19 protein-coding genes are annotated in these 24,688 nt (G+C 73.6%); 7 read left to right on the top strand and 12 right to left on the bottom strand.

The genetic code is table 11. The features are described 5' to 3' along the window. Positions 1-18: 18 nt before the first annotated feature. From TK50_RS15935 to TK50_RS15905, 7 genes are read right to left on the bottom strand one after another with little or no spacing between them, the layout of a single operon-like run. Complete coding sequence (locus TK50_RS15935; RefSeq protein ID WP_043963445.1) at positions 19-1,755, bottom strand: FAD-dependent monooxygenase; 1,737 nt, start codon at positions 1,753-1,755, stop codon at positions 19-21. Positions 1,756-1,767: 12 nt separating this feature from the next. Beyond that, the gene (locus TK50_RS15930; RefSeq protein WP_043963444.1) at positions 1,768-2,628 is read right to left on the bottom strand and encodes an ABC transporter ATP-binding protein; all 861 of its coding nucleotides are present in this window, start codon (positions 2,626-2,628) and stop codon (positions 1,768-1,770) included. Then, positions 2,618-3,490 carry an ABC transporter ATP-binding protein gene (locus TK50_RS15925; RefSeq protein ID WP_052503804.1) on the bottom strand — a complete coding sequence of 291 codons (873 nt, stop codon included), beginning with the start codon at positions 3,488-3,490 and terminating at the stop codon, positions 2,618-2,620. The genes TK50_RS15930 and TK50_RS15925 overlap by 11 nt, the downstream gene beginning before the upstream one ends. Beyond that, on the bottom strand, positions 3,490-4,362 hold the full coding sequence (locus TK50_RS15920; protein ID WP_043963443.1) for an ABC transporter permease: 873 nt from the start codon (positions 4,360-4,362) through the stop codon (positions 3,490-3,492). Before TK50_RS15920 ends, TK50_RS15925 begins: the two co-directional genes overlap by 1 nt. A 1-nt stretch (position 4,363) precedes the next feature. Then, a complete protein-coding gene (locus tag TK50_RS34425; protein ID WP_043963441.1) occupies positions 4,364-5,347 on the bottom strand; it encodes an ABC transporter permease in 984 nt (327 codons plus the stop codon). Continuing rightward, positions 5,344-6,891, bottom strand: a complete 1,548-nt coding sequence (locus TK50_RS34420; protein ID WP_199486035.1) for an ABC transporter substrate-binding protein — start codon at positions 6,889-6,891, stop codon at positions 5,344-5,346. The genes TK50_RS34425 and TK50_RS34420 overlap by 4 nt, the downstream gene beginning before the upstream one ends. Continuing rightward, the gene (locus tag TK50_RS15905) at positions 6,888-8,258 is read right to left on the bottom strand and encodes an NtaA/DmoA family FMN-dependent monooxygenase (protein ID WP_043963440.1); all 1,371 of its coding nucleotides are present in this window, start codon (positions 8,256-8,258) and stop codon (positions 6,888-6,890) included. The genes TK50_RS34420 and TK50_RS15905 overlap by 4 nt, the downstream gene beginning before the upstream one ends. A 470-nt stretch (positions 8,259-8,728) precedes the next feature. Between TK50_RS15905 and TK50_RS15900 the strand changes: the two genes are divergently transcribed. The 3 genes from TK50_RS15900 to TK50_RS15890 all read left to right on the top strand — a co-directional run bounded on the left by TK50_RS15900 (position 8,729) and on the right by TK50_RS15890 (position 11,594). Next, positions 8,729-9,631: a LysR substrate-binding domain-containing protein gene (locus TK50_RS15900; protein ID WP_043963439.1), complete on the top strand. Its 903-nt coding sequence runs from the start codon at positions 8,729-8,731 to the stop codon at positions 9,629-9,631. Beyond that, the gene (locus TK50_RS15895) at positions 9,628-10,146 is read left to right on the top strand and encodes a cupin domain-containing protein (protein WP_082106340.1); all 519 of its coding nucleotides are present in this window, start codon (positions 9,628-9,630) and stop codon (positions 10,144-10,146) included. The genes TK50_RS15900 and TK50_RS15895 overlap by 4 nt, the downstream gene beginning before the upstream one ends. 221 nt (positions 10,147-10,367) lie before the next feature. Then, a complete protein-coding gene (locus TK50_RS15890; protein WP_043963438.1) occupies positions 10,368-11,594 on the top strand; it encodes an ROK family transcriptional regulator in 1,227 nt (408 codons plus the stop codon). Between the two features lie 98 nt (positions 11,595-11,692). Here the strand turns inward: TK50_RS15890 and TK50_RS15885 are convergent, their stop codons facing one another. From TK50_RS15885 to TK50_RS15875, 3 genes are all read right to left on the bottom strand, one after another. Next, positions 11,693-13,291, bottom strand: a complete 1,599-nt coding sequence (locus tag TK50_RS15885) for a cellulose-binding domain-containing protein (protein WP_043963437.1) — start codon at positions 13,289-13,291, stop codon at positions 11,693-11,695. Positions 13,292-13,439: 148 nt separating this feature from the next. Next, the gene (locus TK50_RS15880; RefSeq protein WP_043963436.1) at positions 13,440-14,489 is read right to left on the bottom strand and encodes a hypothetical protein; all 1,050 of its coding nucleotides are present in this window, start codon (positions 14,487-14,489) and stop codon (positions 13,440-13,442) included. Then, complete coding sequence (locus TK50_RS15875) at positions 14,453-15,604, bottom strand: transporter substrate-binding domain-containing protein (protein WP_241774002.1); 1,152 nt, start codon at positions 15,602-15,604, stop codon at positions 14,453-14,455. Before TK50_RS15875 ends, TK50_RS15880 begins: the two co-directional genes overlap by 37 nt. Positions 15,605-15,829: 225 nt before the next feature. On the opposite strand from TK50_RS15875, the gene TK50_RS15870 reads away from it, so the two are divergent. Next, entirely contained in the window at positions 15,830-17,470 is a 1,641-nt protein-coding gene (locus tag TK50_RS15870; protein WP_063838582.1) for an alpha/beta fold hydrolase, read from the top strand. On the opposite strand, the gene TK50_RS15865 is transcribed toward TK50_RS15870, so the two are convergent. After that, positions 17,463-17,948, bottom strand: a complete 486-nt coding sequence (locus TK50_RS15865) for a DUF7144 family membrane protein (RefSeq protein ID WP_144420258.1) — start codon at positions 17,946-17,948, stop codon at positions 17,463-17,465. The genes TK50_RS15870 and TK50_RS15865 overlap by 8 nt on opposite strands. 324 nt (positions 17,949-18,272) lie before the next feature. Between TK50_RS15865 and TK50_RS15860 the strand changes: the two genes are divergently transcribed. From TK50_RS15860 to sthA, 3 genes are all read left to right on the top strand, one after another. Continuing rightward, on the top strand, positions 18,273-18,662 hold the full coding sequence (locus TK50_RS15860; RefSeq protein ID WP_043963432.1) for a DUF1304 domain-containing protein: 390 nt from the start codon (positions 18,273-18,275) through the stop codon (positions 18,660-18,662). Between the two features lie 528 nt (positions 18,663-19,190). After that, the gene (locus TK50_RS15855; protein ID WP_144420257.1) at positions 19,191-21,179 is read left to right on the top strand and encodes a family 43 glycosylhydrolase; all 1,989 of its coding nucleotides are present in this window, start codon (positions 19,191-19,193) and stop codon (positions 21,177-21,179) included. A 137-nt stretch (positions 21,180-21,316) separates the two neighbouring features. Further along, entirely contained in the window at positions 21,317-22,720 is a 1,404-nt protein-coding gene (gene sthA / locus TK50_RS15850) for a Si-specific NAD(P)(+) transhydrogenase (RefSeq protein ID WP_043963431.1), read from the top strand. A gap of 61 nt (positions 22,721-22,781) precedes the next feature. On the opposite strand, the gene TK50_RS35440 is transcribed toward sthA, so the two are convergent. Continuing rightward, on the bottom strand, positions 22,782-24,659 hold the full coding sequence (locus TK50_RS35440; RefSeq protein WP_043963429.1) for a copper resistance CopC family protein: 1,878 nt from the start codon (positions 24,657-24,659) through the stop codon (positions 22,782-22,784). Positions 24,660-24,688 lie beyond the last annotated feature (29 nt).

Below are 24,688 nucleotides of genomic sequence, written 5' to 3'. Positions count from 1 at the left end.
CTTTCTTCGGAGGACGGCTCAGGTGGCGGGGGCGGCGGCGACGAGGGCTCCGGCGGCGTCCGGCGCGACGGTCGACCGGCCGAGGACGCGGTCGAGCACGGCGGCGGCGCCGCCGGCCGGCAGCGTCGTCCCCCGCCAGGCCACGTGCTGGTCGGGGCGGACGAGTACGACGCCGCCCGAGTAGACGTCGCGGGCCGCGCTGTGGGTGAGGTGCACGACGGACAGCCGCAGGCCCCGCGCGGCGGCCTCGGCCGCGAAGGCGGGCGCGACGGCCTCGTCCCCGTCTGCGACCAGCAGGCCGAGGTCGTCGCCGAGCCGGTCGTAGAGGGTGTCGCCCCACGGGTCGACGTACGCGTCGGGTGCCCGGTGTCCGGGGCGCGGGTCGTCGACGTACGCGTCGGCCGCCCACGGGGTATCCGAGGTGAGCTGGTCCGGCTCGTACCAGATGACGCCGGAGGCGTCGTAGCGCTCGTCGTAGGTCACGCCGGGCGCGTCCCCGCCCCGGTCGCCGGCGAGCAGCGCGCCGATCTCGGCGCGGCGGCGGGCCGCGTCGGGGCCCGTGTCGGCGTCGTCGGGCACGCCGATGTCGCGGATCGCCCGCAGGGTGTCGCGGGCGCGGCGGGCCCGGTCGAGGGCGTGGTCGGCGACGCGCCAGTTGTGCGGCCGCCGCTCGTGGTCGTACGAGTCGAGCAGGGCGTCGCCGCCGTGGCCGGCGAGGACGGCGGCGAGCTTCCAGCCGAGGTTGACCACGTCGCCGAACCCCTCGCCGAGGTTGCCGCCGGGGGTGCGCACGTGGGCGGCGTCGCCGGCGAGCAGCACCCGGCCGGCGCGGAACGTCTCGGCGATGCGGGTGGCCTGGTAGAAGGACGTGACCGAGGCCAGCTCCAGGTCGAGGTCGACGCCGAACGCCGCGCGGGCGCTGGCCAGCAGCTCGGCGTCGGCGGGCTGGGCGTCCAGCGGGTACGGGCCGGCGTACACCCGCCACTCGTGGGTGCTGATCGCGGCGAGGAACCCCGACGCCCGCTGGTTGAACACGATGTTCGTGCCGCTCGGGGCGGGGCCGAGACGGTCGGTGGCGTCGCCGGTGCGCACGACGAGGCGGAACATCTTCTCGTCGGCGTACGCGCCCTCGCGGGCGATGCCGGCGAGGCGGCGCACGGTGCTGCTGCCGCCGTCGGCGCCGACGACGTACGCGGACCGGATCGTGCGGGTCTCGCCGGTGGTGGTGGACACGACGGTGGTGTCCACGCCGTCGCCGGTGTCGCGCAGCGCGTCGACCCGCCAGCCGCCGCAGACGGGCACGTCGTGCTGGCGCAGGTGGTCGAGGAAGACCCGCTGGAGGGCGGTCTGCGGGCGGCGGATCGGCCGGGCGAGGGAGAACCGGGCGCGCTCGGCGTCGGCGGCCGGGCGGGGCACGAGGTCGTGGCCCACGAGGGAGGTGGCCAGGCGGATGCCCCGGTTCCACTCGGGTGGGAAGGTCCATTCGGCACGGATGCGGTGCAGCAGCCCCCACCGGCGGAAGTGCTCCACGACGCGGGGTGAGTGTCCCATCGCGCCGGCGCGGACGAGGGCGGCGGAACGGGCGGCGTCGACGACCGCGACCGGCACGCCCCGGGCGGCGAGTTCCACGGCGGCGGCGAGCCCCACCGGTCCCGCGCCGACGACGAGGACGCCGGTGCTCACCGATGGCGTGGTCGACGGAAAGTGGACGGTGTGCACGTCCCGTCCGCCGGTGGCGGAGTGCTGTTCGGGCATGACGGTTCTCCTTCAGGCGTCGGTGGTGGCGTGCGCGGCGGAGTGCAGCAGGTCACGCAGCGCGTCGCGCCGGGTGCGGTCGGCAGCGGCCGAGCGCAGCGTGGGCGCGGAGCCGACGAGCAGGCGGGTGTAGGGGTGCCGGGGCGCGTTGACGACGGACCGGGCGGGGCCGACCTCGACGATCTCGCCCTGGTAGAGCACGGCGATCCGGTCGGCGACGCCGGCGACGGAGCCGAGGTCGTGGGAGATGAACAGCAGCGCCGTGCCGGCGTCGCGCAGGTGTTTGAGCAGCTCCAGCGCCCGTACCCGGTTGGCCGAGTCCAGGGCGCTGACGGGCTCGTCGAGGATGACCAGCTCCGGATCGGTGACCAGGGCCCGGGCCACGGCGACGCGCTGGCGCTGGCCGCCGGACAGCTCGCCGGGCAGCCGGGACAGCAGCGCGGCGTCGAGGTGTACGCGGGCGAGCTGCGCGCGGACGCGTGCGGCGGCCTCCGCCCGGGTCCGGCCGGCGATGAGCAGCGGTTCGACCAGGGACTCCTCGACGCTGAGGTCGGGGTCGAGGCTGCGCAGCGGATCCTGGAAGACGTACTGCAGGACGCCCCGGCGGCGCAGGGCCCGCCACCGGCGGGCGGAGTGGCCGGTGACGTCCTCGCCGGCGACGACGACGCGGCCGGCCGAGGGGCGGACCAGGCCGAGCACGGCGCGGGCGAGGGTCGACTTGCCGGAGCCGGTCTCGCCGATGACGCCCACGGTCTCGCCGGGCGCGACCGACAGGGTGGCGGCGCGCAGCGCGTGCAGGCGCCCGTGCCGGCGGCGGTAGTGCACGTCGAGGCCGGTCACGTCGAGGACGGGCCGGGTCGGGTCAGCCGACATGGTCGAGCTCCTTCGCGTGGTGCGCCGGAGCCCCGGCGTGGGCGTCGGCCGGCTCGCGGTCGTCGAGGAAGCGGTCGAGGCCGTACTGCTCGTGCTCGGCGACGAGCAGCCGGGTGTACTCGTGCCGGGGCCGGAACAGGATGTCGGCCGTGGGTCCCTGCTCGACGACCTCGCCGGCCCGCATGACGAGCACCTCGTCGCAGAGCTGCGCCACGACGGCCAGGTCGTGGGAGACGACCACGAGCGCCAGCCCGGCGCGTTCCCGCAGCTCGGCGAGGAGGTCGAGGATCTCGGCCTGCACGGTGACGTCGAGCGCGGTGGTGGCCTCGTCGGCGATGAGGACCTGCGGGTCGGCCGCGATCGCCGTGCCGATGAGGACGCGTTGCAGCATGCCGCCGGACAGCTCGTGCGGGTACTGCTGGTAGACCCCCTCCGGGTCGCGCAGCCGCAGGGTGGCGAGCAGGTCGACGGCCCGCCGCCGGGCTTCCCGCCGCTTCAGCCGCCGCTTTGCCCGCAGCACCTCGGCGATCTGGGCGCCGACGCGCAGCGACGGGTTGAGGTAGGAGGCGGGGTCCTGGAAGACGGCGCTCACGGTCGCGCCGCGCAGGTCCGTCCACTCCCGCCGGGTGAGGTCGGCGACGTCCCGGCCGGCGAGGTGGATCGCGCCGCCCGCCACGGTGAAGTGCTCCGGCAGGATGCCGAGCACGGCCCGGCAGGTGAGGGTCTTGCCGCTGCCGGACTCCCCCACGATGCCGACCGCCCGGCCGGGGGTGAGCGAGAAGGACACCCCGCGCACCACGTCCCGGTTGCGCACCGCGTCGTGGATGCGCACGTCGCGCAGGCTCAGCACCTCGTCGGCCATCAGGCACTCCCTTCCGCGGCGGCCAGCCGGCCCCGGATCGTCCTGCTGTGCAACAGCGCGCGGCCGGCCTCGCCGGACACGTCGCGGATCGCGTCGGCGAGCAGGTTGCACGCCCACACGGTGGCCATGATCAGCACGGTCGGGGCGAGCGGCGCCCACGGCCGGTAGCTGAGGTAGCCGAGGTCGGAGGCGAGCACCCCGCCCCAGGTGGGGGCGGGCGGGCGTACGCCGATGCCGAGGAACGTCAGGCTGGACACCACGACGAAGCCGACGCCGGCGGTGTTGGCCAGCGCAATCGCGATGGGCGGGAGCACCTTGGCCCAGACGTGCCGGCGCACGATCCAGCCGACGGACGCGCCGGAAATGACCGCCGCCTCGACGTACGGGGAGCGGGCGACCGACAGCGTCGCCGCCCGGGACACCCGGAAGAACAGCGGCGAGACCATGATGCCCACCGTGAGCATCGCCTGCGGGATGCCGTTGCCGAGCAGGGCGGTCACCGCGACGGCGAACACCAGGAACGGCAGCGCGATGAGGGTGTCGGCCAGCCGCAGCGTCACCCACTCGAAGCCGCGCCCGAGGTAGACCGACAGGATGCCGGGGACGACGCCGACGACGAGCGCCATCAGCGTGACCTGCACGGCGCCCAGGACGCTGAGCCGGGAGCCGGCCAGCAGCCGGCTGAACACGTCGCGGCCGAGGTAGTCGGTGCCGAGCAGGTGCCGCGCCGACGGCGGGGCGAGGATGTCGGTGCCGCCGGCCAGGGGGTCCTGCGGAGCCAGCAGCGGCCCGAACAGGGCCAGCAGCGCGACCGCGGCGAGGATGCCCACGGCGATGCGGCCGGAGGTGAGGCCGAGGATCCGGCGGATCATGTCACACCCCTCTCGCCGAGGCCGGGGTGACCCGGCTCAGAACGACGTTGACCAGCAGGTTGAACACGACGACGAGCACGATCGAGACGACCAGGACGCCCTGCACGGCGGGGACGTCGCCGCGCTGGGCCGAGCTGGCGGCGAACTGGCCGAACCCCGGCATCCCGAAGATCGCCTCGGTCACCACCGCACCGCCGAGCAGGTTGGGGAACTTCATCCCCAGCACGGTGAGCGCGGGCCCGATGCCGTTGCGCAGCACGTGCCGGAAGAAGATCCGGCGGGGGCCGAGGCCGCGCACGACGGCCCCGGTGACGTAGTTCTCCCGGTAGGCCGCCACGAGGCCGGAGCGCAGTTGTCGGGCCACGTCGGAGACCGTGTCGAAGCTGAGCGCGATCGCCGGCAGGGTGATGTGCGCCAGCCAGACGCCCAGCCCCCGGTCCGCCGGGGCGTAGCCGGCGGACGGGAACCAGCCGAACCCGACCGCGAACACCGCGACCAGGACGATGCCGACGACGAACGACGGCATCACCGACACGACGGTCATGAACCCGGTGATGGTCCGGTCGACCCAGGTGCTGCGCCGCAGCGCCGCGAGGACGCCGAAGCCGAACCCGAACACGACGCCGATGGCCAGCGCGAGCCCGGCGACGGACAGGCTGATCACCGCGCCCTCGGCGAGCAGTCGGGAGATGTCGGCCCCGTTGTGCCAGCTCGTGCCGAGGTCGCCGGAGAGCACGTCGCCGAACCAGTCGAGGTACTGGGTGAGGAAGGGCCGGTCCAGGCCCCACTGGTGCTCGATTCGGGCGATCGACTCCGGCGTGGCCGACTCGCCGAGTTGCAGTTGCGCCGGGCTGAGGCCGCTGAGGGCACGCAGCGCGAACGTCACGAACGTCGCCACACCGAAGACGGGGACGAAGATCGCGACCGAGCGGGCGGTCACGGCCGCGGTGCGGCCCAGGGCCCGGCGCAGACGGGTCGCGGTCACGGCGTCACCTTGACGCCGGTCCAGTGCAGTTGCCCCGGGACGGCCGGCAGCGCGGACAGCTTGGTGCTCTTGACGAGGATGTTCGGCTGCGAGTAGGTGAAGACCAGCGCCCGGCTGGCCAGCCCGGCCCGGGTGGCCGCCTGAAGGTTGCGGGCGTAGTCGGGCGATTCCAGGGGCGTGCGGCGGGCCAGGGATACGGCCTCGGCGAAGCCGTCGGGCTCGTACGGGGTGCTGAGGTTGAGCGGGCCGTTCGGGCCGAAGTGGGCGGTCAGGGTCTGCACCGGCGACTCGCGGCCGGTGGTGCCGTACAGCGACAGGGTGAGGTCCTTGGCGAAGAACGGCGTGGACCAGTTCGGGTCGACCTTGATGGCGACGTCGATGCCGACGGCGCCGAGCTGGGACTGGACGATCTCCGCGGCCGTCGACTGGGCCGGGACGACCAGGTCGAGCTTGATCTGCCCGGGGGTGTAGCCGGCCTCGGCGAGCAGCTCGCGGGACCGGTCGGGGTCGTAGGGATAGCGGTTGGCCGACTGCTCGTCGTAGGCGACGTAGCCCGGGGGGAACGGCTGGTCGGTGGCCTTGCCGTAGCCGAAGGTGACCTTGTCGACGTACTCCTGGCGGTTGACGGCGTGCCGCACCGCGTCGACGACCTTCGGGTCGTCGAAGGGCTTCTTGTTGACGTTGATGCTGATGTTGGCCGCGTTGAAGCCGGGCTGGAAGACCACGTCGAGCCCGGCGGCCTTGGCCGGCTTGACCTGGGTGGGTTCGAGGTACGCCAGGTCGTAGACGCCGGTCTGCACGCTGGAGACGACGGTGGCGGCGTCCGGCGCGGAGTGCAGCTCCACCCGGTCGAGGTGGATGTTGGCGGCGTTCCAGTAGTCCGGGTTCTTCGCGAGGTAGACGTGCGAGCCGGGCACGTTCTCGGTGACGACGAACGGGCCCGCGCCGACCGGGGACTGGTCCAGCTTGGCCGGGTCCCGGGCGGCCCTCGGGCTGGTGATCTGCGCGACGCGCTGGCCCAGCAGCAGCGGGATCTGGTAGTCCACCTGGGTCAGCCGGACGACGACGTCGAGGTCGCCGCGGGTGGTGACCTCCCTGATGGAGGTGAGGTCGCCGAACAGGGCCGAGTTCTGCTGCGTCTTGGCGCGTTCGAGGTAGAGCTTGACCGCCTCGGCGTCCAGCGGCTCGCCGTCGGTGAACTTCAGGCCGGGTCGCAGGTGGAAGGTCACCTCGTCGCCGGCGGCGTTGTAGTCCCAGCCCTGGGCGAGGCCGGGCACCGCCTTGCCCGACTCGTCGATCTCGGTCAGGGACGCGTACGCCAGGGAGAGGATGCGGAACTGGGCGCCGCTGCCGCTGACGACGGGGTCCCAGTGGGCGGGCAGGGCCACCGCCCACCGCAGGGTGGGCGCGCCGCCGGAGCTGCCGGCGTCGGTGGCGCAGCCGGTCAGCGCCAGGGCGAGCGCCGCCCCGAGCGCGGCGGCCCATCTCGTACGTCGGGCGATGGTCATGGTGGTGCCTTTCCGGATCGTGTCGGGGATGGTCACGGGACGGGGCTGAGGTCGGCGGGGGCGGAGTGCGCGGCGGCCCGGCGGGCGGCGGTGTGCCTGTTCTCGGGGATCGGCAGGCCGAGGTTGCCGCGCAGGGTGCTGGCCGCGTAGCCGCTGCGCGCGACGCCGCGTTCACGCAGGATGGGCAGGACGTCGTCGGTGAACTGGGCGAACTCGCTGGGCACGGTGACGCTGACGTTGAGCCCGTCGAGGGCACCGGCGCGGAACCACCGCTCGATCTCGTTCGCCACGGTCAGCGGCGACCCGACGAACGGCGACCGCTGGGCGTCGAGCAGGTGCTGCACGGTCTGCCGGAGGGTCAACCCGTTGTCCCGGGCGAGCTTCTTGATCCGCTCGGCCTGGGTCCTGAAGCTGCGGTCGCCGGCGGCGCCGACCTCCGGGAACGGCGCGTCGAGGTCGTAGCGGGAGAAGTCGTGCCAGCCGAAGGGGCGGCCCAGCTCGGCCAGCGCCCGGTCGAAGCTCTTGCCGTCGCGGGTCGCGCGCTCCTTCTCCCGGGCCTCGGCGTCGGTGTCGGCGACGACGGGGTTGATGCCGGGGAAGATGAGGACGTGGTCGGGGTCGCGGCCCCTCGCCGCCGCCCGGGCGCGGATGTCGCGGGCGAACGCCTGCCCCTGCTCGATGGTCTGGGCGTGGGTGAAGATCGCCTCGCCGACGGTGGCGCCCAGGTCGCGCCCCTCGTCGGAGTCGCCGGCCTGGAAGATGACCGGCTGGCCCTGCGGGGACCGTTCGATGTTCAGCGGCCCGGCGACGGAGAAGTGCTCCCCCACGTGGTGCAGGGCGTGCTGGCGGGACCGGTCGAAGAAGACGCCCCGCTCCTTGTCGCGGGGGAAGGCGTCGTCCTCGTAGGAGTCCCAGAGGCCCTGCACGACGCGGACGTGCTCCAGCGCCCGGCCGTAGCGGGTGGCGTAGTCGTAGTGCTCGGCGCGGCCGTAGTTGCCGGCGGTGCCGCCGTCACCGGTGGCCACGACGTTCCAGCCGGCCCGGCCGCCGCTGATCAGGTCCAGTGAGGCCAGTCGGCGGGCGACGTTGAACGGGTCGTTGTAGGAGGTGGTGAGCGTGCCGACCAGGCCGATGTGGGTGGTGTGCACGGCCACGGCGGACAGCAGGGTCAGCGGTTCCAGCCGGTTGAGGTAGTGGTGCGGCGAGTCCGGCGTGATGAACTGGCTGTCGACGATGAAGACCAGGTCGAACCCGGCCGCCTCGGCCTGCCGGGCGCGGGCGATGTACCAGTGGATGTCGACGCTGGCGGTGCCGGGGATCTCCGGGTCGAGCCACGTGTGGTGTTGGCCGGGGCCACCGACGCCGAGCAGGACGGCGCCCAGCTTGAGGGTCTTTTCGGTCATGAGGGTGCCTTCTCGGTCAGCAGGGTGCAGGCGGAGGCCACGCCGACGCCCGCCGGGCACAGCCCGGCGTCGGGGCGGAGCGGTCGTGGGGATGCGAGCCGTCGGCCCGCCGGGGCCGGCGGGCGGTACGGGTGGGCGGGGTGCTCGCGACGGTGCGGGGCACCCCGGAGGATCAGCGCGCAGGCGGTGCGGGCGCCTCGCAGGGCGGGCGCGGCGGTGCGACTCGCTCGATCAGCGACGTCGCCGGTTCAGCAACAGAGCGTTGCGCGGCTGCGTGCGTTGTCGAGCCAGCGGCGACGTGTCAGCTTCACGGCGGCTCTCCGACTCATGGGCTCAAGCCTGGCCCCTGAGCAGGGCGGATGTCCAACAACGGATCGTGATGGGGACCGATCACGATTCCTGATCGTTGTTCACGTTCTGTGAAACACTGTTCATAATCCGCGGCTCCCCCGCTCCTAGACTGACCAGCCATGAGCCGCATCCTGGACATCGCCCCGCTGCGCAGCTTCGTCGCTGTCGCGGACTGTGGCGGCTTCCAGCGCGCGGCGACCGCGCTCTACCTGAGCCAGGGGGCGGTGAGCCAGCACGTCCGCCGGCTGGAGGCCGCGATCGGGCGGCCGCTCGTGCAGCGGCAGGGGCGGGGTTCGCGGTTCACCGCCGACGGTGAGATCCTGCTGCGCCAGGCCCGGCTGATCCTCGCCGCGCACGACGAGACGCTGCGCGGCTTCGGCGTCGAGCCCGAGCAGACCCTGGTCGTCGGCTCGACCGAGCACGCCGCCGCGCAGCTGCTGCCGGAGCTGACCGCGGCGCTGGCGCAGACGTTCCCCGACTGGCGCGTACGGTTCCGCATCGACCGGGGCGCCCCGCTGCGCTCCGCCCTCGCCGACGGCCGCATCGACCTCGCGCTGCTGCTCGGCCGGGTGGAGCAGCCCGACGCGCGGATCGTCGGCGAGCTGGACCTGACCTGGTATTCCGCCCCCGACTGGCGGTGGCCGCCCCGGGACGAGCCGATCCCGCTGGTGGCCTTCGACGCGCCCTGCGCGCTGCGTACCCGGGCGCTGGACACCCTCGCCGCGCACGGCCTGCCCGCCGAGGTCGGCTCCGAGGCGGCCTACCTGGCCGGCGTGCAGGCGGCGGTGCAGGCCGGGCTGGGCGTCGGCCTGATGGCCACGCTCGGGCAGACCCCGCAGGGCCTGGTCGCCCGCGACGACCTGCCGGTGCCGCAGCCGCTGGAGCTGTCCGTATGGGCGCGCCGGGGGCTGCGCCCGGACGTGCCCGACAACGCCGCCGACGCGCTGCGCCGCCTGCTGTCCGCCTCCCAGGGGCGTCCGCCGTCGGACGCGACCGTCCTCGCCGCGCAAGGAGCCCGATGAGCATCGTGCACGTTCCCGCCGGTTCCGCCGGCGGCGACCTCGTCCGCACGCCGAGCGGCGTCCTGCTGCCGGCCGACATCGACCCGTTCCACCGGCGGCTGCACCGGATCGCTCCCGACGGGCTGGTCGGGCAGACCACGCAGACGCCGGGGATGAGGCGCCTGGAGGCGGTCAGCGGCAAGACCGTCGGCGCCCGCAACCTGTGGATGGGGCAGACCCACGTCCCGGGGGCAACGGCGTCGGCCAACCATCACCACGGCGCCTCCGAGACGGCGATCTTCGTGGTCTCCGGGACGCCGGCGTTCGTCTTCCTCGACCTGGAGGGCGAGGAGCCGGTGGAGACGCGCGTCCAGGCGGGGCCGGGCGACTACATCTTCGTGCCGCCGTACGTGCCGCACCGGGAGGAGAACCCGGACCCGGAGGTCGAGGCGGTGGTCGTGATCGCGCGCACCACCCAGGAGGCGATCGTGGTCAACCTCGACGCGCTCGACTGGTCGCAGGTCCGCCCCGGCTGACCGGCGTACGTCCACCACCAGGCCACCGCCGAGGAGCCCGCTCCACCCGGGCTCCGCGACACCTGGCTCGGCACCCTCGTCGCCAGCCCCGATCCCGTCGAGCGGCTGCGTCAGGGGCGGGCGGGCTCACCCCGCGAGGCCGGCGGCTACGCGACGGGTGCGACCCTCGCGGTCCCCCGCCGCGATAATGGGGTTCCGCGACGCCGCGAGCCCCGGAGGTCATGGTGGTGGTCCAGGAGGAGATCCGCCGGAGCAACCTCGCCGCCCTGCTCCGGCACGTCCACCTGGACGGCCCCGTGTCCCGGGCGGCGCTGGGCGAACGGATGGGTCTCAACCGCAGCACCATCGGGGCGCTGACGGCGGAGCTCGCCGCCGCCGGCCTGGTCCGCGAGGAGGCGCCGACGGAGACCGGGCGCGCGGGCCGGCCGTCGCTGCTGGTGCGGCCCGAGACCGGCCGGGCGTACGTGCTGGCGTTCGACGTCGCCGTGGACTGGCTGTTCGCCGCCCGGGTCGGGCTGGGCGGGGTCGTGCTGGACCGGCGGCGGGCGGCGCGGCCTCGGGCCGGCCCGGACCTCGACCGGGTGGTTGAGGCGCTCGCCGGGTTCGGTCGCGAGCTGCGGGAGGCGGCGCCGCCGGGCTCGACGTGCGTCGGCGTCGGCGCGTCATACTGCGGGATGATCCGGCCGGGCGACGGCATGGTCCGGTTCGGGCCGGACCTGGGCTGGGTGGACCAGGCGTTCGGCGTCGAGCTCGGCCGCCGGCTCGGGTTCGGTCCGCCGGTGTCGGTGGGCAACGAGGCCCACCTCGGGGCGCTGGCCGAGCAGCAGCGCGGGGCGGGCGTGGGCTTCCGGAACCTGGTCTACCTGCACGGCGACGTCGGCGTGGGCGGCGGGATCATCGTCGGCGGGAGGCTGCTCGACGGTGAGGGCGGCTACGGCTGCGAGCTGGGGCACATGGTGGTGAACCCGTACGACGGACGGCCGTGCGGGTGCGGCTCCCGTGGGTGCCTGGAGGCGGAGGTCGGCGAGCGGGCACTGCTCGACGCCGCCGGGCGGCCCGCCGGGCTGTTCGGCCGCGACGCCCTGCGGGACGTGGTGGCCGACGCCGACGGCGGCGACCCCGTGGCCCGGCAGGCGCTGCGCCGCGTCGGCGACTGGCTCGGCATCGGGGTGGCGAACCTGATCAACCTGTTCAACCCCGGGGTGGTGATCTTCGGCGGGATGCTGCGCGACGTGTACCCCGGCGCGGCGGCACCGGTCCGCGCCCGCATCGCCAGCAACGTGCTGCCGGTGGCCCGGGAGCGGGTGCGGCTGCGCACGTCGGCCCTCGGCGACGACGCGACCCTCGTCGGCGCCGCCGAACTCGGCTTCGCGGAGCTGCTGGCCGACCCGCACGGGTTGCTGGCCCGGACGGCGGCACGGCCGACGGCAGAGCCGCGACGCGGTTAGCCGGGCACGTGCCGACCGGGGTGGTGCCGACCCCGGCGGGTCGGCCCAGTACGGCGACGCACTGGGCCGACCCGCCGGGCGACGGGTGACGGGACCGGTCAGAAGGTCACCGTCTTGCCGCCGAGGGTCACCACGAGGCGGCCGTCGGAGGCGAACGACCACTTCAGGGCACCGGAGTAGTTGGCGCACCGCGAGCCGTTCGAGCCGGTCCAGAACTGGTTCGAGCTGTCGACGTTGCCGACGGTCTTGTCGTTGGACCCGCTGCCGCTGCGGCACGAGGTGTTGCTCCGGAACACCGAGGTGCCCGCGTCGAACGAGAAGTTGCGCTCGGTGTTGTCGATGCTGATGTTGTTCGAGATCGACATCGAGCCCGGGTTGCGGTTGTACGTGAAGCCGTGCTTGCCGTTGCGGAACGCGATGGTGCGGCGCACGGTGTGGTTGACGGCGATGTCCTCGCCGCCGAGCTTGAAGCCGTTGCGGTCGCCGTTGCCCGCCTGGCTGCCGTCGCTGAGGGTGCCGTTGTTGTAGGCGAGGGAGTCCTCGATGGTCACCGGGCCGATCGCCCCCGTGTCGCTCTTGGTGTAGAGGTCCCAGCCGTCGTCGATGTTGTTGTGGGACACGGCGTAGCGGAAGACGTTGCCGCTCCCGACGGTCAGCTTGGCCGCGAACCCGTCGGCGTCCTCGCCGTCGGAGTCGGCGTTGTCGTGCGACTCCGCGCTCAGGACGAGGTTGTTGGCCGGCCACTGGTCGCGGGGCGTGTCGGAGGCGATCCGCGAGATCTGCAGGCCGCTGTCGCGGTTGAAGCGGGTGATCGTCCGCTCGATGATGTTGTTGCTGCCGCCGACGAAGATGCCGTTGTCACCGGCGCGCTCGACGACGACGCCTTGGACGTGCCAGTAGGACCCGTTCAGCGCCAGGCCCCGGTTCGCCGGGTCCTCGCTCATCGCCGAGAAGTTGAGCACCGGGGTCTCGCCCGGGTAGGCGATCAGCTTCTTGCGGGCGCTGGAGGTGCCGTTGTTGCCCGGCGCGATGGTGACCGTCTTGGCGAGGCTGTAGGTGCCGCCGCGCAGGTAGATCGTCCCGCCGGCCGCGACCCGGGTGATCGCCGAGGTGATCGTGGTCGGGTTGGACTGGGTGCCGGCAGCGCCGTCGGTGCCCTGCGGCGAGGCGTACACCGCGCCGCTGGCGGGCGGGGTCGTCGGCGGCGGGGTGGTCGGGGGCGGGGTGGTCGTCGGCGGGGCGGTGGTGGCCGGCGGCGTGGTCGGGGTGACGCCGCCGGTGCAGATCACGCCGTTGACCGCGAAGCTCGTCGGCACGGGGTTGCTGCTGTCGTTCCAGGTGCCGTTGAACCCGAACGACGTGGTGGCGTTGGTCGCCAGGTTGCCGTTGTAGCTCACGTTCGACGCCTGCACGGTGCTGCCGCTCTGGCTGAAGTTGGCGCTCCAGCCCTGGGTGACGGTCTGTCCGGCGGCAAACGACCAGGTGACCGTCCAGGAGGTCAGCGGGTCGCCGGCGTTGGTGAGGTTGACGTTCGCGCTGAAGCCGCCGCCCCACTGCGAGGCGACCGAGTACGCGACCCGGCAGCCGACCGCGGCCTGGGCCGTTCCGGCAGTGACCACGACGCCGGCGGTGGCGGTGAGCGTCGCCGCCGCGACCGTGGAGACCCACAGCGCCCTGCGGCGCTCTCTGCTGTGCATGGTGGTGCTCCTTCACTGGTGTGCAGGACCCCGCGCACGGGGATGCCGCCACCGGTGCCCGGCCGGTGTGCAGGCGGGACGCGTCACAGGAAAGCGCTTGCCCAGGTTAGTGACGCCTGCCTGTCCCGTCAATCGGTCGAGCCGGCAGTCACCGGGCGGCGGGAAGCCGGCCGTCGCAGCGGACGTCCGGGTCGGCGACGGGCCGCCGGGGCATCATCCAGTCCAGGACCGTCTCCTCCACCGGCCAGCCGTGCACCGTCACCACGCTGTACGGCACCCGCGCCGCCTCCGGGCACAGCACCTGCGACCGGACCCGGCCGTTCGGCAGGAACCGCACCCCCTCGGCCCGGTCCAGCACGATCGTCGACGTGTCGGTGACCGTGATGAGCGCGCCGAGCACCACCTCCGGCCCCGCCCGGTCGGCCGGCGCCGGATCCGCGCCCGGGTCGGTGTCCGCGGCGGCGGCGCCCGCCCCCGGCGGGGCCAGCTCGACCGCGGCGGTCGGCAGCACCGGGACCCGGAGGAAGACCGCCCCCATCACCAGCGGGAGCACGGCGGCGACCGCGTACGCCAGGCCGTGCGTCAGCACCGGGGCGCTCCAGCCGGGGATCGGGCCGGTGAGCAGCACCGCGGCGGCGGGCGGCACCGCCAGCAGCGCGGCCGTGGCCAGTTCGTCCTGCCGCAGGGCCGCCCAGATCGCCGGGCCCAACGCGGTGTACGCCAGCACGGCCGCTGCCAGCGGCAGCGCCACGCTCACCAGCAGGATCCGGGTCGGCTGGTCCGGGTGCAGGTAGCGGGTGCGCAGCGCGAGCAGCCAGAGCCCCAGCATCAGCAGCGTCGGCAGGAAGCGCAGCTGCCACGTCAGCGCCCCCAGCGCGACGGCGCCGGTGAGCACCCAGCCCGGGGTGCGCGCCGTCCCGGAGGCCAACAGCGACCGTTCCGGGTCGAAGCGGTCAGGGGCGCTGAGCCGCAGCAGCCGACCGAGCACGCCGAACGTGAGCACGACCAGGGGGAACGCCCAGACCAACGCGATCAGCAGCGCGCTGAGCAGGCCGAGCGGGCTGACGTACTGCACCAGCAGCAGCATGGTCGACATGTCCTGCCGGCTGAGCTGCCACAGCCGCAGCACCAGCAGCAGGACGGGGAACGCCGGTAGGAGCGTCAGCAGCCACTGCTGCGCCTGCCGCGCCCCCGCCATGCGGCGCGGTCGGCCCGTCTTGCCGGGGCCGGCGGCGATCCGGGGTGCGCCGGGGCCGGTAGCGCGATCCTCTCCCACGGCCACTGCCGTACCTCCACCTTCCTCGGCTCCGGCTGCCGCTGTTCTGCGACGGACTGCGGGAGGTTGTACCGCTGCTGCCAGCGCAGGTTCGCGTCGTACGCGTGCTCCCAGGTCGAGTTCTCCTCGTCCTCGGCCGAGGCATAGAGGGCGAGGTCGACCAGGTCCCGCAGCGCCCCGTTGGAGCCGGTGTTGACGCCCCACCTCTCCTGCGCCGAGGAGCCGATGTCCCAGTGCCGCAGCGGCTTGACGCCCCGCAGCTCGACCGGGAAGCGCTGGCCGTCGTCGTCGGGCCGGTCGCCGGTGACGAAGCCGGCGAGGATCGCGGCGTCGGTGGTGACCGCGTACACCTTGCCGTCGTAGAGCATCTGGACGCAGTCGCTGATCCGGTTGCGGCCGATCGGCTTGGCGCCGGCCTCCCGCAGTCGCTGGGCGGAGGTCGAGGTGGTCAGCGTGCAGACCGTCTTCCCACTCAGGTCCTCCAGGCTGCTCACCTGCTCCGCCTCGCCGACGCTGTCCAGCGTGATCACCGACTGCTCGGTGTAGAGGTAGGGGGCGGAGAAGACCGCGCCCTCCTCCTCCCGTTGCTTGGTGATGCTGTAGGAGGCGATCACCAGGTCGACGGTGACGAACCCGTCCCCGTCGCGGGCCTGGCGGCGGGCCCGGTCCTCGCTCTCGATCGGCAGGAACCGCACCTGGGACCGGTCGAACCCGAGATAGCCGGCGATCATGTAGGCGATGTCGACGTCGAAGCCCTTCCAGACGTTGTTCGGAAACCGCTGGGAGATGCCGGGCTGGTCGTCCTTCACCCCGATCAGGAGCTGCTGCCTGCCCTTCAGCCCGGCCTGCTCCAGCAGCTCGTCGCGGGTCGGCGGGCCGAACGCGAGCACGATCGGGATCAGGGCCGCCGCGAGGACGGCCAGCGTGACCGTCAGCCCCACCAGCCGGACCTGCCGGGCCCGCGTGACGCGCGGCGGTGTGGTCTCCGCCGTGGCCGGCTGGGCCGGGCTCGGCTCGCTTGCCTGAGTCAACTGCATCCTCCCCCGCCGCACGGCCACGTGACCGGCCCTCCATTGTGAGCCACCGCCGGCGAGCACGGCGAGCCGCCATCCACCGGCCGGTCGGCCGGATACCGGACACCGCGACCGCCGTCCGACCGACGGGTCCCGATTCGGCGGTATCGCCCCGGGGCGGCGTCGCTCGCGAGAGAGTCGATGCCGAGACAGTCGGCGCCGACCCCACCCGGTGAAGGAGCAGGACCCGTGCCACGATCCCGTCGTCTGCCGGCACTGCTCGCCGTCGCCGGGGGCGTCCCGCTGGTCGAGGCCACGATCCTGACGCGAATCGATTTCGTCTCGCCGCAGGCGCTCGCGCCGCAGGTCACCGCGGTCTGGCCGTACGACACCTACCACGACCTGCGGTGGGTCTTCGTCTACCACAACTCCTGGCTGACCTTCGCCCTCGGTCTGGTCGCGGCGGTCGCGCTCCGGGGCGCCCTGTCCGCGCTGCTGGTCCTGCTCTCCTGGCCGGCGCGGGCGCCCCGGCCGGCCACGGGCGTGCTGGTGCGGCGCAACCTGGGGGTGGCCGCGCTCACCGCCGTCATCGTCACGCCCTTCGCCGCGCTGTCGGTCGCCGCGTCGGCGGTGGCCCTGTCCTGGTACCTGTTCGTCTCGCTCGGTCCGATGATCCTGCTCGCCCCCTTCCTGCAACGGATGGCCGTCGTCCCCCGCGGGTGGCGGGGGCTGCCGTCGGTGGAGCTGTTCGGCTGGTCGCTGCTGGACCTGGTGGTGCTCTCGGTGGCCGGGGGGCTGGTGTGGAGCGCCGCCCCGGCGTGGACGCCGCTGGTCGCGCTGACAGCGGGGTTGTGCAACGGGCTGCTGTGGCACCGGACGGTGCGCGCGGCGCTGCGGCCCGCCCACGTGCGGCTGCCCCGGGTGCCGGTGGTGCCGGTGGTGGTGGCCCTGGCGCTGGCCGTGCCCCTGGTCATCCAGATCCTCGCGGTGCCGCGCAGCGGCATGCGGGACACGTTCGGCCCGCCCGTCTTCTCGCAACCCCTGGCGGCGTCCGTCCCGTACGCGGTGCTCCTGCTCGCCGGGCACGACAGCACCTACGACGGTCGGCCGGCCGCGGACCCCCGGGTGCGGCGCTACTCCTACGCCGGGGTGGACGCGGGTGGCCGGCCGCTGCCCTACCAGGCGTTGGACACCCACCAGTCGCTGGCGACCAGTTCGGAGCGCCTGGCCGCACAGGTCGACGCGCTGCACCGGCTCACCGGGCGGCCGATCGCGCTGCTCGGGGAGAGCGAGGGGGCCATGGTGGCGCGGACCTACCTGCGCGACCGGCCGGGCTCACCGGTGCGCGCGCTGCTGATGTTCAGCCCGCTGGTCCGCTCCGGGCGGGCCTACTATCCGCCGGCGGAGGCCAGCAGCGGGTGGGGGATCGGCGCGGGGTGGGTGCTGCGCGCCATGTTCGGGTTCGCCAACCGCCTCGGCAACGGCACCAGCAATCCCGACGAGCCGTTCGTCCGCTCCCTCATCGACAACGCGCCCTTCTACCGCTACCAGACGATGTGCCCGGTCCCCGGGGTGCGGATGATCGCCTTCCTGCCCACCGTCAGCTCCGTGGAGGCACCGCCGGGACCGTTCACCAGGATCCCGGTCGTCGAGGTGCCCGCCCTCCACGCGGGGTTCCTCGGCCGCCGGATGATCGCCGACGAGATGATCGGCTTCCTCTCCGGCCAGAACCTCGACAAGCCGCGCACCGAGTACGGCGTGCTCCAGCGCCTCGGGGCGGCCTGGCAGGCGCCGCCCCTGACGATCACGCTCAACCCGGCGTGGCGGGGCCAGGTCCCGCCGGGCACGAAGCCGTTCCTGCAGTCGCAGCTCTGCGCGCCGGTCAGCTGACCTCCCGCCCGGCCGGCGGGCCGGGCCGCCGGCGGGGCGTCGCCCGCAGGTGCCCGGCGAGCAGCCAGACCGCCACGGTGGCCAGCAGCCCCGACATCACCCGCTCCACCGGCTGGTACGCGAACAGGGCCACGGTGAGCAGGACGCCGAACGCGCCGGCACCGATCGCCGCGCAGGCGGTGGCCCGCCGGTCGACGGTCAACGCCAGCGCCGCCGCGATCACCGCCAGCCCCGTCGCCAGTTGGAGCCACGCCCACCCCGTGACGTCGAGACGCCGGAATCCCTCGTCGATCACCACGTACGGGTCCACCCGGACGGCGCCCGCGCCGGCCGACGCGTCGATGGCGCCGGCCACGCCGAGGAGCAGCCCGGCGACGAGCCGGTGGCTGCGCCGGGCGTCATCCGACCCGGCCCCGCTCTCCGGGGGCCCGACCCGGCGCGGAGCGGGTCCGTTCGGATTCGATCGATGCCCTCGCATGCCGCTCCACCGTGGTGCGTCCCGGGCGCGCCCGGTGGCGCGGCCGTGGCGGGTCCCCGTCGCCCTGCCGCCGGCAGGGCGGGCCGCCCCGTTGCCGAGAATGCCAGGTCCGCAGTCGGAGGCGGGCAGAAAGGCCATATTCAGCGGTGCGCTGGCGGGCGCGTTGTCGTCGTGTGGCACAGCTGACCGGCCATCCGGCCGCGCCCGACGCCCTCCGACTGTGGGGCCGGGCCCGTGCCGTGGGGGAACGGGGGGAGAATGGTCCCGCCAGCGGCACCGGCGGCCCCGCCCGGCCGGCGGGGCGCGATCGGAGGAAGCGTCATCATGATCATCGCCGGACTCGTGCTGGCCGGCCTCGCCGGCCTCGTCCACATCTACATCTTCTACCTGGAGTCGATCGCCTGGACGGGCGCCCGGGCGCGCGCGACCTTCGGCATCGCCAGCCGAGCGGACGCGGAGACGACGAAGGCGCTGGCCTTCAACCAGGGGTTCTACAACCTGTTCCTGGCGATCGCCGTCGCGCTCGGCATCGTCCTCTTCGCATCCGGCTCGCGGACCGTCGGGGCGACGCTGGTCTTCGTCGGCGCCGGATGCATGGTCGCCGCCGGTCTGGTCCTGCTGGTCTCGGCCCCGTCGAAGGCCGGCGCGGCCCTCAAGCAGCTCGTGCCGCCGCTGCTCGGCATCGCCGCCCTGGCGCTCGGCCTCGCTTTCTGAGTCTCCCCGCGCGCCGCGCCCGATCCGGGGCGCCGACGACTCCGGTCCCACCGACGGCGGGTTCCCCCGAACATCGTTTCAGGTCGATGACTTGCCGATGTGAACGGTAACACGCTAGTGTCCGCTGCAGGAGCGAAGGGCGCGCTCCGACCGGCAGTACGGCCTCCGATCCGGGACCGGAGCCGCAAGCACGAGCGGCACCGACGACAGATGTCCGGGGCCATCCGCCGAGCGCTGCACCATGCCAGGTGCCGGTCGGGGGTGGGAGCCTCTGTCGGCCGGGCCTCGGGCTGATGTCGACAGACCCGTGACGTTCCGCAGCCACGATCGTCCAGTCTCACCAGCCGCGACCGTGCCGGGCTGCCATCCGACCGACCTCCGTCCGCCGGCGCGTGCCGGCGGGTGCGGCGTCACGGCGGTCGGGGTTCTCCGCCTCCCCGGCGTCGCGCCCCGGACGCCAGGCCGGCGCACCCCGCCCGACGTGCCACGACCAGCAGATCCAGGATCGCACAGAGGAGAGGAAAGGCAGTGAAACGCTCGCGTCTTCGGCTCTGGCTCGCAGCGACGACGGCCATCGCCGTCAGCGCCGCCGGGGCCACCATGGCCGTCTCCGCCCAGGCCGCCGCCGGCTGCAAGGTCACCTACGCGGTGTCCAGCCAGTGGCAGGGCGGCTTCGGCGCCAACGTCACGGTGGACAACCTCGGCGACCCGGTCAACGGCTGGAGTCTGACCTGGTCCTTCGCGGCAGGGCAGACGATCAGCCAGCTGTGGAACGGCACGGTCAGCCAGTCGGGTGCCCAGGTGACGGTGACCAACGCCTCGTTCAACGGCTCCATCCCCACCGGGGGCAACGTCAGCTTCGGCTTCAACGGCACCTGGACGTCGAGCAACCCGGCGCCGACCAGCTTCGCCCTCAACGGCGTCACCTGCACCGGCTCGGCCCCCACGGGCAACCCGACCACGCCGCCGCCGACGACCACGCCGCCGCCCACCACTCCCCCGCCGACCACGCCGCCGCCCTCGCCGTCGGGGTCGTTCACGAACCCGGTGCTGTGGCAGGACTTCGCCGACATCGACATCTTCCGCGTCGGTGACGCCTACTACTACTCCGCCTCCACCATGCACTACTCCCCCGGCGCGCCGATTCTGCGCTCGTACGACCTCGTCAACTGGGAGTTCGCCGGCCACTCGGTGCCCCGCCTCGACTTCGGCACCAAGTACGACCTCAACGGGTCGAACGCCTACGTCGACGGCATCTGGGCCTCGGCCATGAACTACCGCAAGAGCAACAACACGTTCTACTGGCTCGGCTGCGTCGACTTCTCCAAGACGCACGTCTACAGCTCCACGAGCGTCGAGAGCGGCTGGAACCGCATCTCCACCATCAACAGCTGCTACTACGACGCCGGCCTGCTCGTCGACGACAACGACACCATGTACGTCGCGTACGGCAACAGCCAGATCAGCGTCGCCCAGCTCTCCGCCGACGGGAAGACCCAGGTCCGCTCGCAGCAGGTCTTCTCCACGCCGTCCAGCGTCGGCACCCTCGAGGGCGCCCGCTTCTACAAGCGCAACGGCAGCTACTACATCTGGCTGACCCGCCCCGCCAACGGCCAGTACGTGCTCAAGTCCAGCTCCCCGTTCGGGCCGTACGAGATGCGCCAGGTCCTGCTCAACATGCCCGGCCCGATCTCCGGCGGCGGCGTCCCCCACCAGGGCGGGCTCGTGCAGACCCAGAACGGCCAGTGGTACTACATGAGCTTCATCGACGCGTACCCCGGCGGCCGGGTGCCCGCCCTCGCCCCGATCAACTGGACCTCCGACGGCTGGCCCCAGATCCAGACCGTCAACGGCGCCTGGGGCGCCTCCTACCCCAACCCCCTGCCCACCCGCCCGGTCAAGCCCATGATCGGCAACGACACGTTCCCCGGCACCACGCTCGGCCCGCAGTACGAGTGGAACCACAACCCCGACGACACCAAGTGGTCGGTCAACAACGGGCTGCGGCTCCAGACCGCCACGGTCACCACCGACCTCTACAAGGCCCGCAACACCCTGACCCACCGCATCCAGGGGCCGACCAGCACCGCCACCATCGAGCTCGACTACTCCACGATGCGTGACGGTGACCGCAGCGGCCTGTCCATGCTGCGCAACTCGTCCGCCTGGATCGGCGTCAAACGCGACAACGGGGCCAACCGGGTGGTCATGACCAACAACATCACCATGGACAGCAACTGGAACACCACCAACACCGGCACCGAGATCGCCGGCGCGGCGATCAGCGGCGGACGCATCTGGTTGCGCGTCAACGCCGACATCAGACCCGGCACGGGTCGGCAGGCCCGCTTCTCCTACAGCACCGACGGCACCAACTTCGTCTCCCTCGGCAACGCGCTCACCCTCGACAACAACTGGCCGTTCTTCATGGGCTACCGGTTCGGCGTCTTCAACTACGCCACCCAGGCCCTCGGCGGTAGCGCCACCGTCAGGAGCTTCAACATCACCACCCCCTGACCCGGCTCGCACCCGCGCCCCGGCACGTCGGCCCACCGGCCGGCGTGCCGGGGCGTACGCCTGTCGGCGCCGATGGGCCGGGGGCCGCCGCCGAACGTGCGGTGGCGCGGGTTGCGGGATCTTGCGAGGCTTACGGCGTGTATGACTACGACCTGTTGGTGCTGGGCTCCGGGCCCAGCGGTCAGAAGGCCGCGATCGCCGCCGCCAAGCTCGGTAGGCGGGTCGGCGTCGTCGACCGCCGCGACATGATCGGTGGGGTGTGCATCAACACCGGCACCGTCCCTTCCAAGACGTTACGCGAGGCCGTGCTCTATCTCAGCGGCATGAGCCAGCGGGACCTGTACGGCAGCAGCTACCGGCTCAAGGAGGAGATCACGGTCGGCGACCTGGCCGCCCGGACCCAGCACGTGATCAGCCGGCAGACCGACGTCATCCGCAACCAGCTGGCCCGCAACCGGGTCACGCTGATCACCGGCACCGGTCGGTTCGCCGACCCGCACACGATCTGGGTGGACGGCGAGTCCGGGCAGGAGTCGCGGGTCACCTTCGACAAGGCCATCATCGCCGCCGGCACCCGGCCGGCCCGCCCCGACAGCGTCGAGTTCGACGAGCGGACGATCGTGGACTCCGACGGGGTGATCAACCTGGAAGCCATCCCCCGCAGCATGGTCGTGGTCGGCGCGGGCGTGATCGGCATGGAGTACGCCTCGATGTTCGCCGCGCTCGGCACCAAGGTGACCGTGGTGGAGCGCCGCGACCGGATGCTCGACTTCTGCGACGAGGAGGTCGTCGAGTCGCTCAAGTACCACCTGCGCGACCTGTCGGTCACGTTCCGCTTCGGCGAGGAGGTGGCGGCGGTCGAGAAGCACGAGAGCGCCGCCCTGTGCGTCCTGAAGAGCGGGAAGAAGATCGTCGCGGACACCGTCATGTACTCGGCCGGCCGCCAGGGCCAGACCGACAAGCTGGCGCTGGAGGCGGCCGGGTTGCAGGCCGACCGGCGCGGCCGGATCACGGTCGACGCGAACTACCGCACGGCGGTGGAGAACATCTACGCCGTCGGCGACGTGATCGGGTTCCCGGCCCTGGCGTCCACCTCGATGGAGCAGGGCCGCATCGCCGCGCAGCACGCCTGCGGGGAACCGGTCCGCGCGCTCAACGAGCTGCAGCCGATCGGCATCTACACCATTCCGGAGATCAGCTTCGTCGGGAAGACCGAGGAGCAGCTGACGGAGAGCTCCACGCCGTTCGAGGTCGGCATCGCCCGCTACCGGGAGCTGGCCCGCGGCCAGATCGTCGGCGACTCGTACGGCATGCTGAAGCTGCTGGTGTCACCAGCCGACGGCCGGCTGCTCGGGGTGCACGTGTTCGGCACCGGCGCCACCGAGATCGTGCACATCGGGCAGACCGTCATGGGCTGCGGAGGCACGGTCGACTACCTCATCGACGCGGTGTTCAACTACCCGACCCTCGCCGAGGCGTACAAGGTGGCGGCGCTGGACGCGTCCAACAAGATCCGCAACATCGTCCGGATCGAGGGCTAGCGCGGCCCCGGCTCGTCGGGGGCGGCCCGCATCGGCATCGGTGCGGGCCGGCCCCCGGGTCTCACCCCAGGTCGAAGGTGAACTCGGCGGTGTGGACCTTGCCGTCGACCTGGAAGTCGAAGTACGCCCGGTAGCGGCTCGGGCCCGGCGCGGTCAGCCAGAACCTGGGCGCCCCGTCGACCAGTTCCTGATCCGGGTGGACGTGCACGTAGCCCAGGTCACCCTCGCGGACGACCACCAGGTGCCCGTACGCGCCCAGGTAGCGTTCCAGGCGCGCGGGCGCGCCGGCCCGGCCCACCCGGAACGACAGCGGCACCGTCGCCCCGATCGTCGGGGTGCCCACCATCTCCACCTCGAACGGCCCGGCCGTCGCCCGCGGCTGGGCGGCCGGGAGGGTGGCCGGGGTGTGCGCTCCGGGAACCTGGTGGTCGACGCCGAGGACCAGCGGCCGCGCGGTGCCGTCGGCGGCGGTCGTGGCGAAGTCGGCGTAGACGCGGTAGCCCCCGGCCCGCTTGAGCGTCAGGGGCACGCTCCAGGTGCCGTCGACGGCCATCGTGGGGTGCAGGTGCTGGTAGCCGCCCAGGTCCCGGCCCACCACGACCAGGTGCATCGGCTTGTCGTGCACGACCGCGAAGCGCGTCTCCGGCCGCCCGTCGGCGCCCACGATCCGGAACCGGTAGTCCGCGTTCACGCCGGCCGGCTGGGACCGCGTCACCGGTTTCAGCGTGTAGCCGCCGGCGCTGACCGTCGTGCCGGTCACCTGCGCCTGCGCCGGGTCGCCGTCGCCGGGATGCGTGTGCGCCCCGGCCCCCGCCGCGTGCTGGTGGCCGTCCCCCGCCGCGACCGGGCTTCCGGTGGCGGGCGACCCGCCGACGGCCGCCGTGGCGGCCCGACCGTCGCCGGCACCGACGCGGCCGAGCCCGAACCCGGCCAGCAGGGCGACCACCAGCCCGCCGACGACCACGGCGAGGCCCCGGTCGCCGAGCCGGGGCCCGCCCGCCGGCGCGGGCTCGGGTGCCTCGCCCGGCCCGGCCGGGTCGCGTCGGGGGCCGCCGCCCCTGGTCGCCGGGCGCGGCTTCGGGCCGGGCGACTTCGCCCGTCCCGCCGCCCGGGCGGCCGGGGCGCGGCGCGGCGCGCGGCCGGCGGGGCGGCGGGTCCACGGCCAGCGGGTTGCCGGGCCACCTGCCCACGCGGCGCGGTGACGCCACCCGACGACGCCGGCCACCGCCGCGACCGCCACGACGACGCCGAGCCAGCCGAGCCAGCCGGGCCCGCCGGCGTCCCCGGCGTCGGCGGGGGCCGCCGCGGGAGGGGCCGCGCCGGGGGCGGCCGGTGACGCGGCGGGCGCGGCCGACGCGCCCGCGGACTGGGGCGAGCCGTGTCCGGACGTCTCGTGCTGTTCGGCGGCGGCGACGAGCGACGGGTCGGGTCCCGTGGTCGGCGGGCGCCAGCCCTGCGGGGCGGCCGTGACCCGACCGGTGTACCGGAAGCTCATCGTGCCCCGCACCGGCTCGCCGTCGGAGGCAACCGACAGGTAGCTGACCGTGTACTGCCCGGCCGCCGGCAGGTGCGCCAGTTTCACCACCGCCGGGAAACCGGTGGTGTATTCGCGCGGCTCGAACTTCCCGTCGACGAGCAGGTATTCCCGCACCGGCTGGTCCAGGGGCGCGGGCGACCCGTGCGTCCAGCCGTTGTCGACCCGACCGCCGCCCGGCGCGGTGACCGCGAAGTACGCGTTGTCGGCGACCCGCTCGGTGAAGTAGAGCTGCACGGTCGCCAACGGCTCGCCGACCGTGGCGCCGGTCGCCGGCGTGGACATGGCCAGGGTGCCGTGCGCCGCGGCGGGCGGGGCGGCCCCGAGGACGGCGACCGCCGCGGCGAGGACGACAGCGAGCAGGCCCGAGACGCAGCGGCCGGGGACCGGAGGGGGACGACGCATCGGATCATCCTCGCCGTACCCGGACTTCC

The organism is Micromonospora haikouensis (assembly GCF_000876225.1).
GTDB lineage: Bacteria > Actinomycetota > Actinomycetes > Mycobacteriales > Micromonosporaceae > Micromonospora > Micromonospora haikouensis.
Note: the sequence above shows the minus strand (reverse complement) of the source record. Positions and strands in the feature narration are given on the sequence as shown.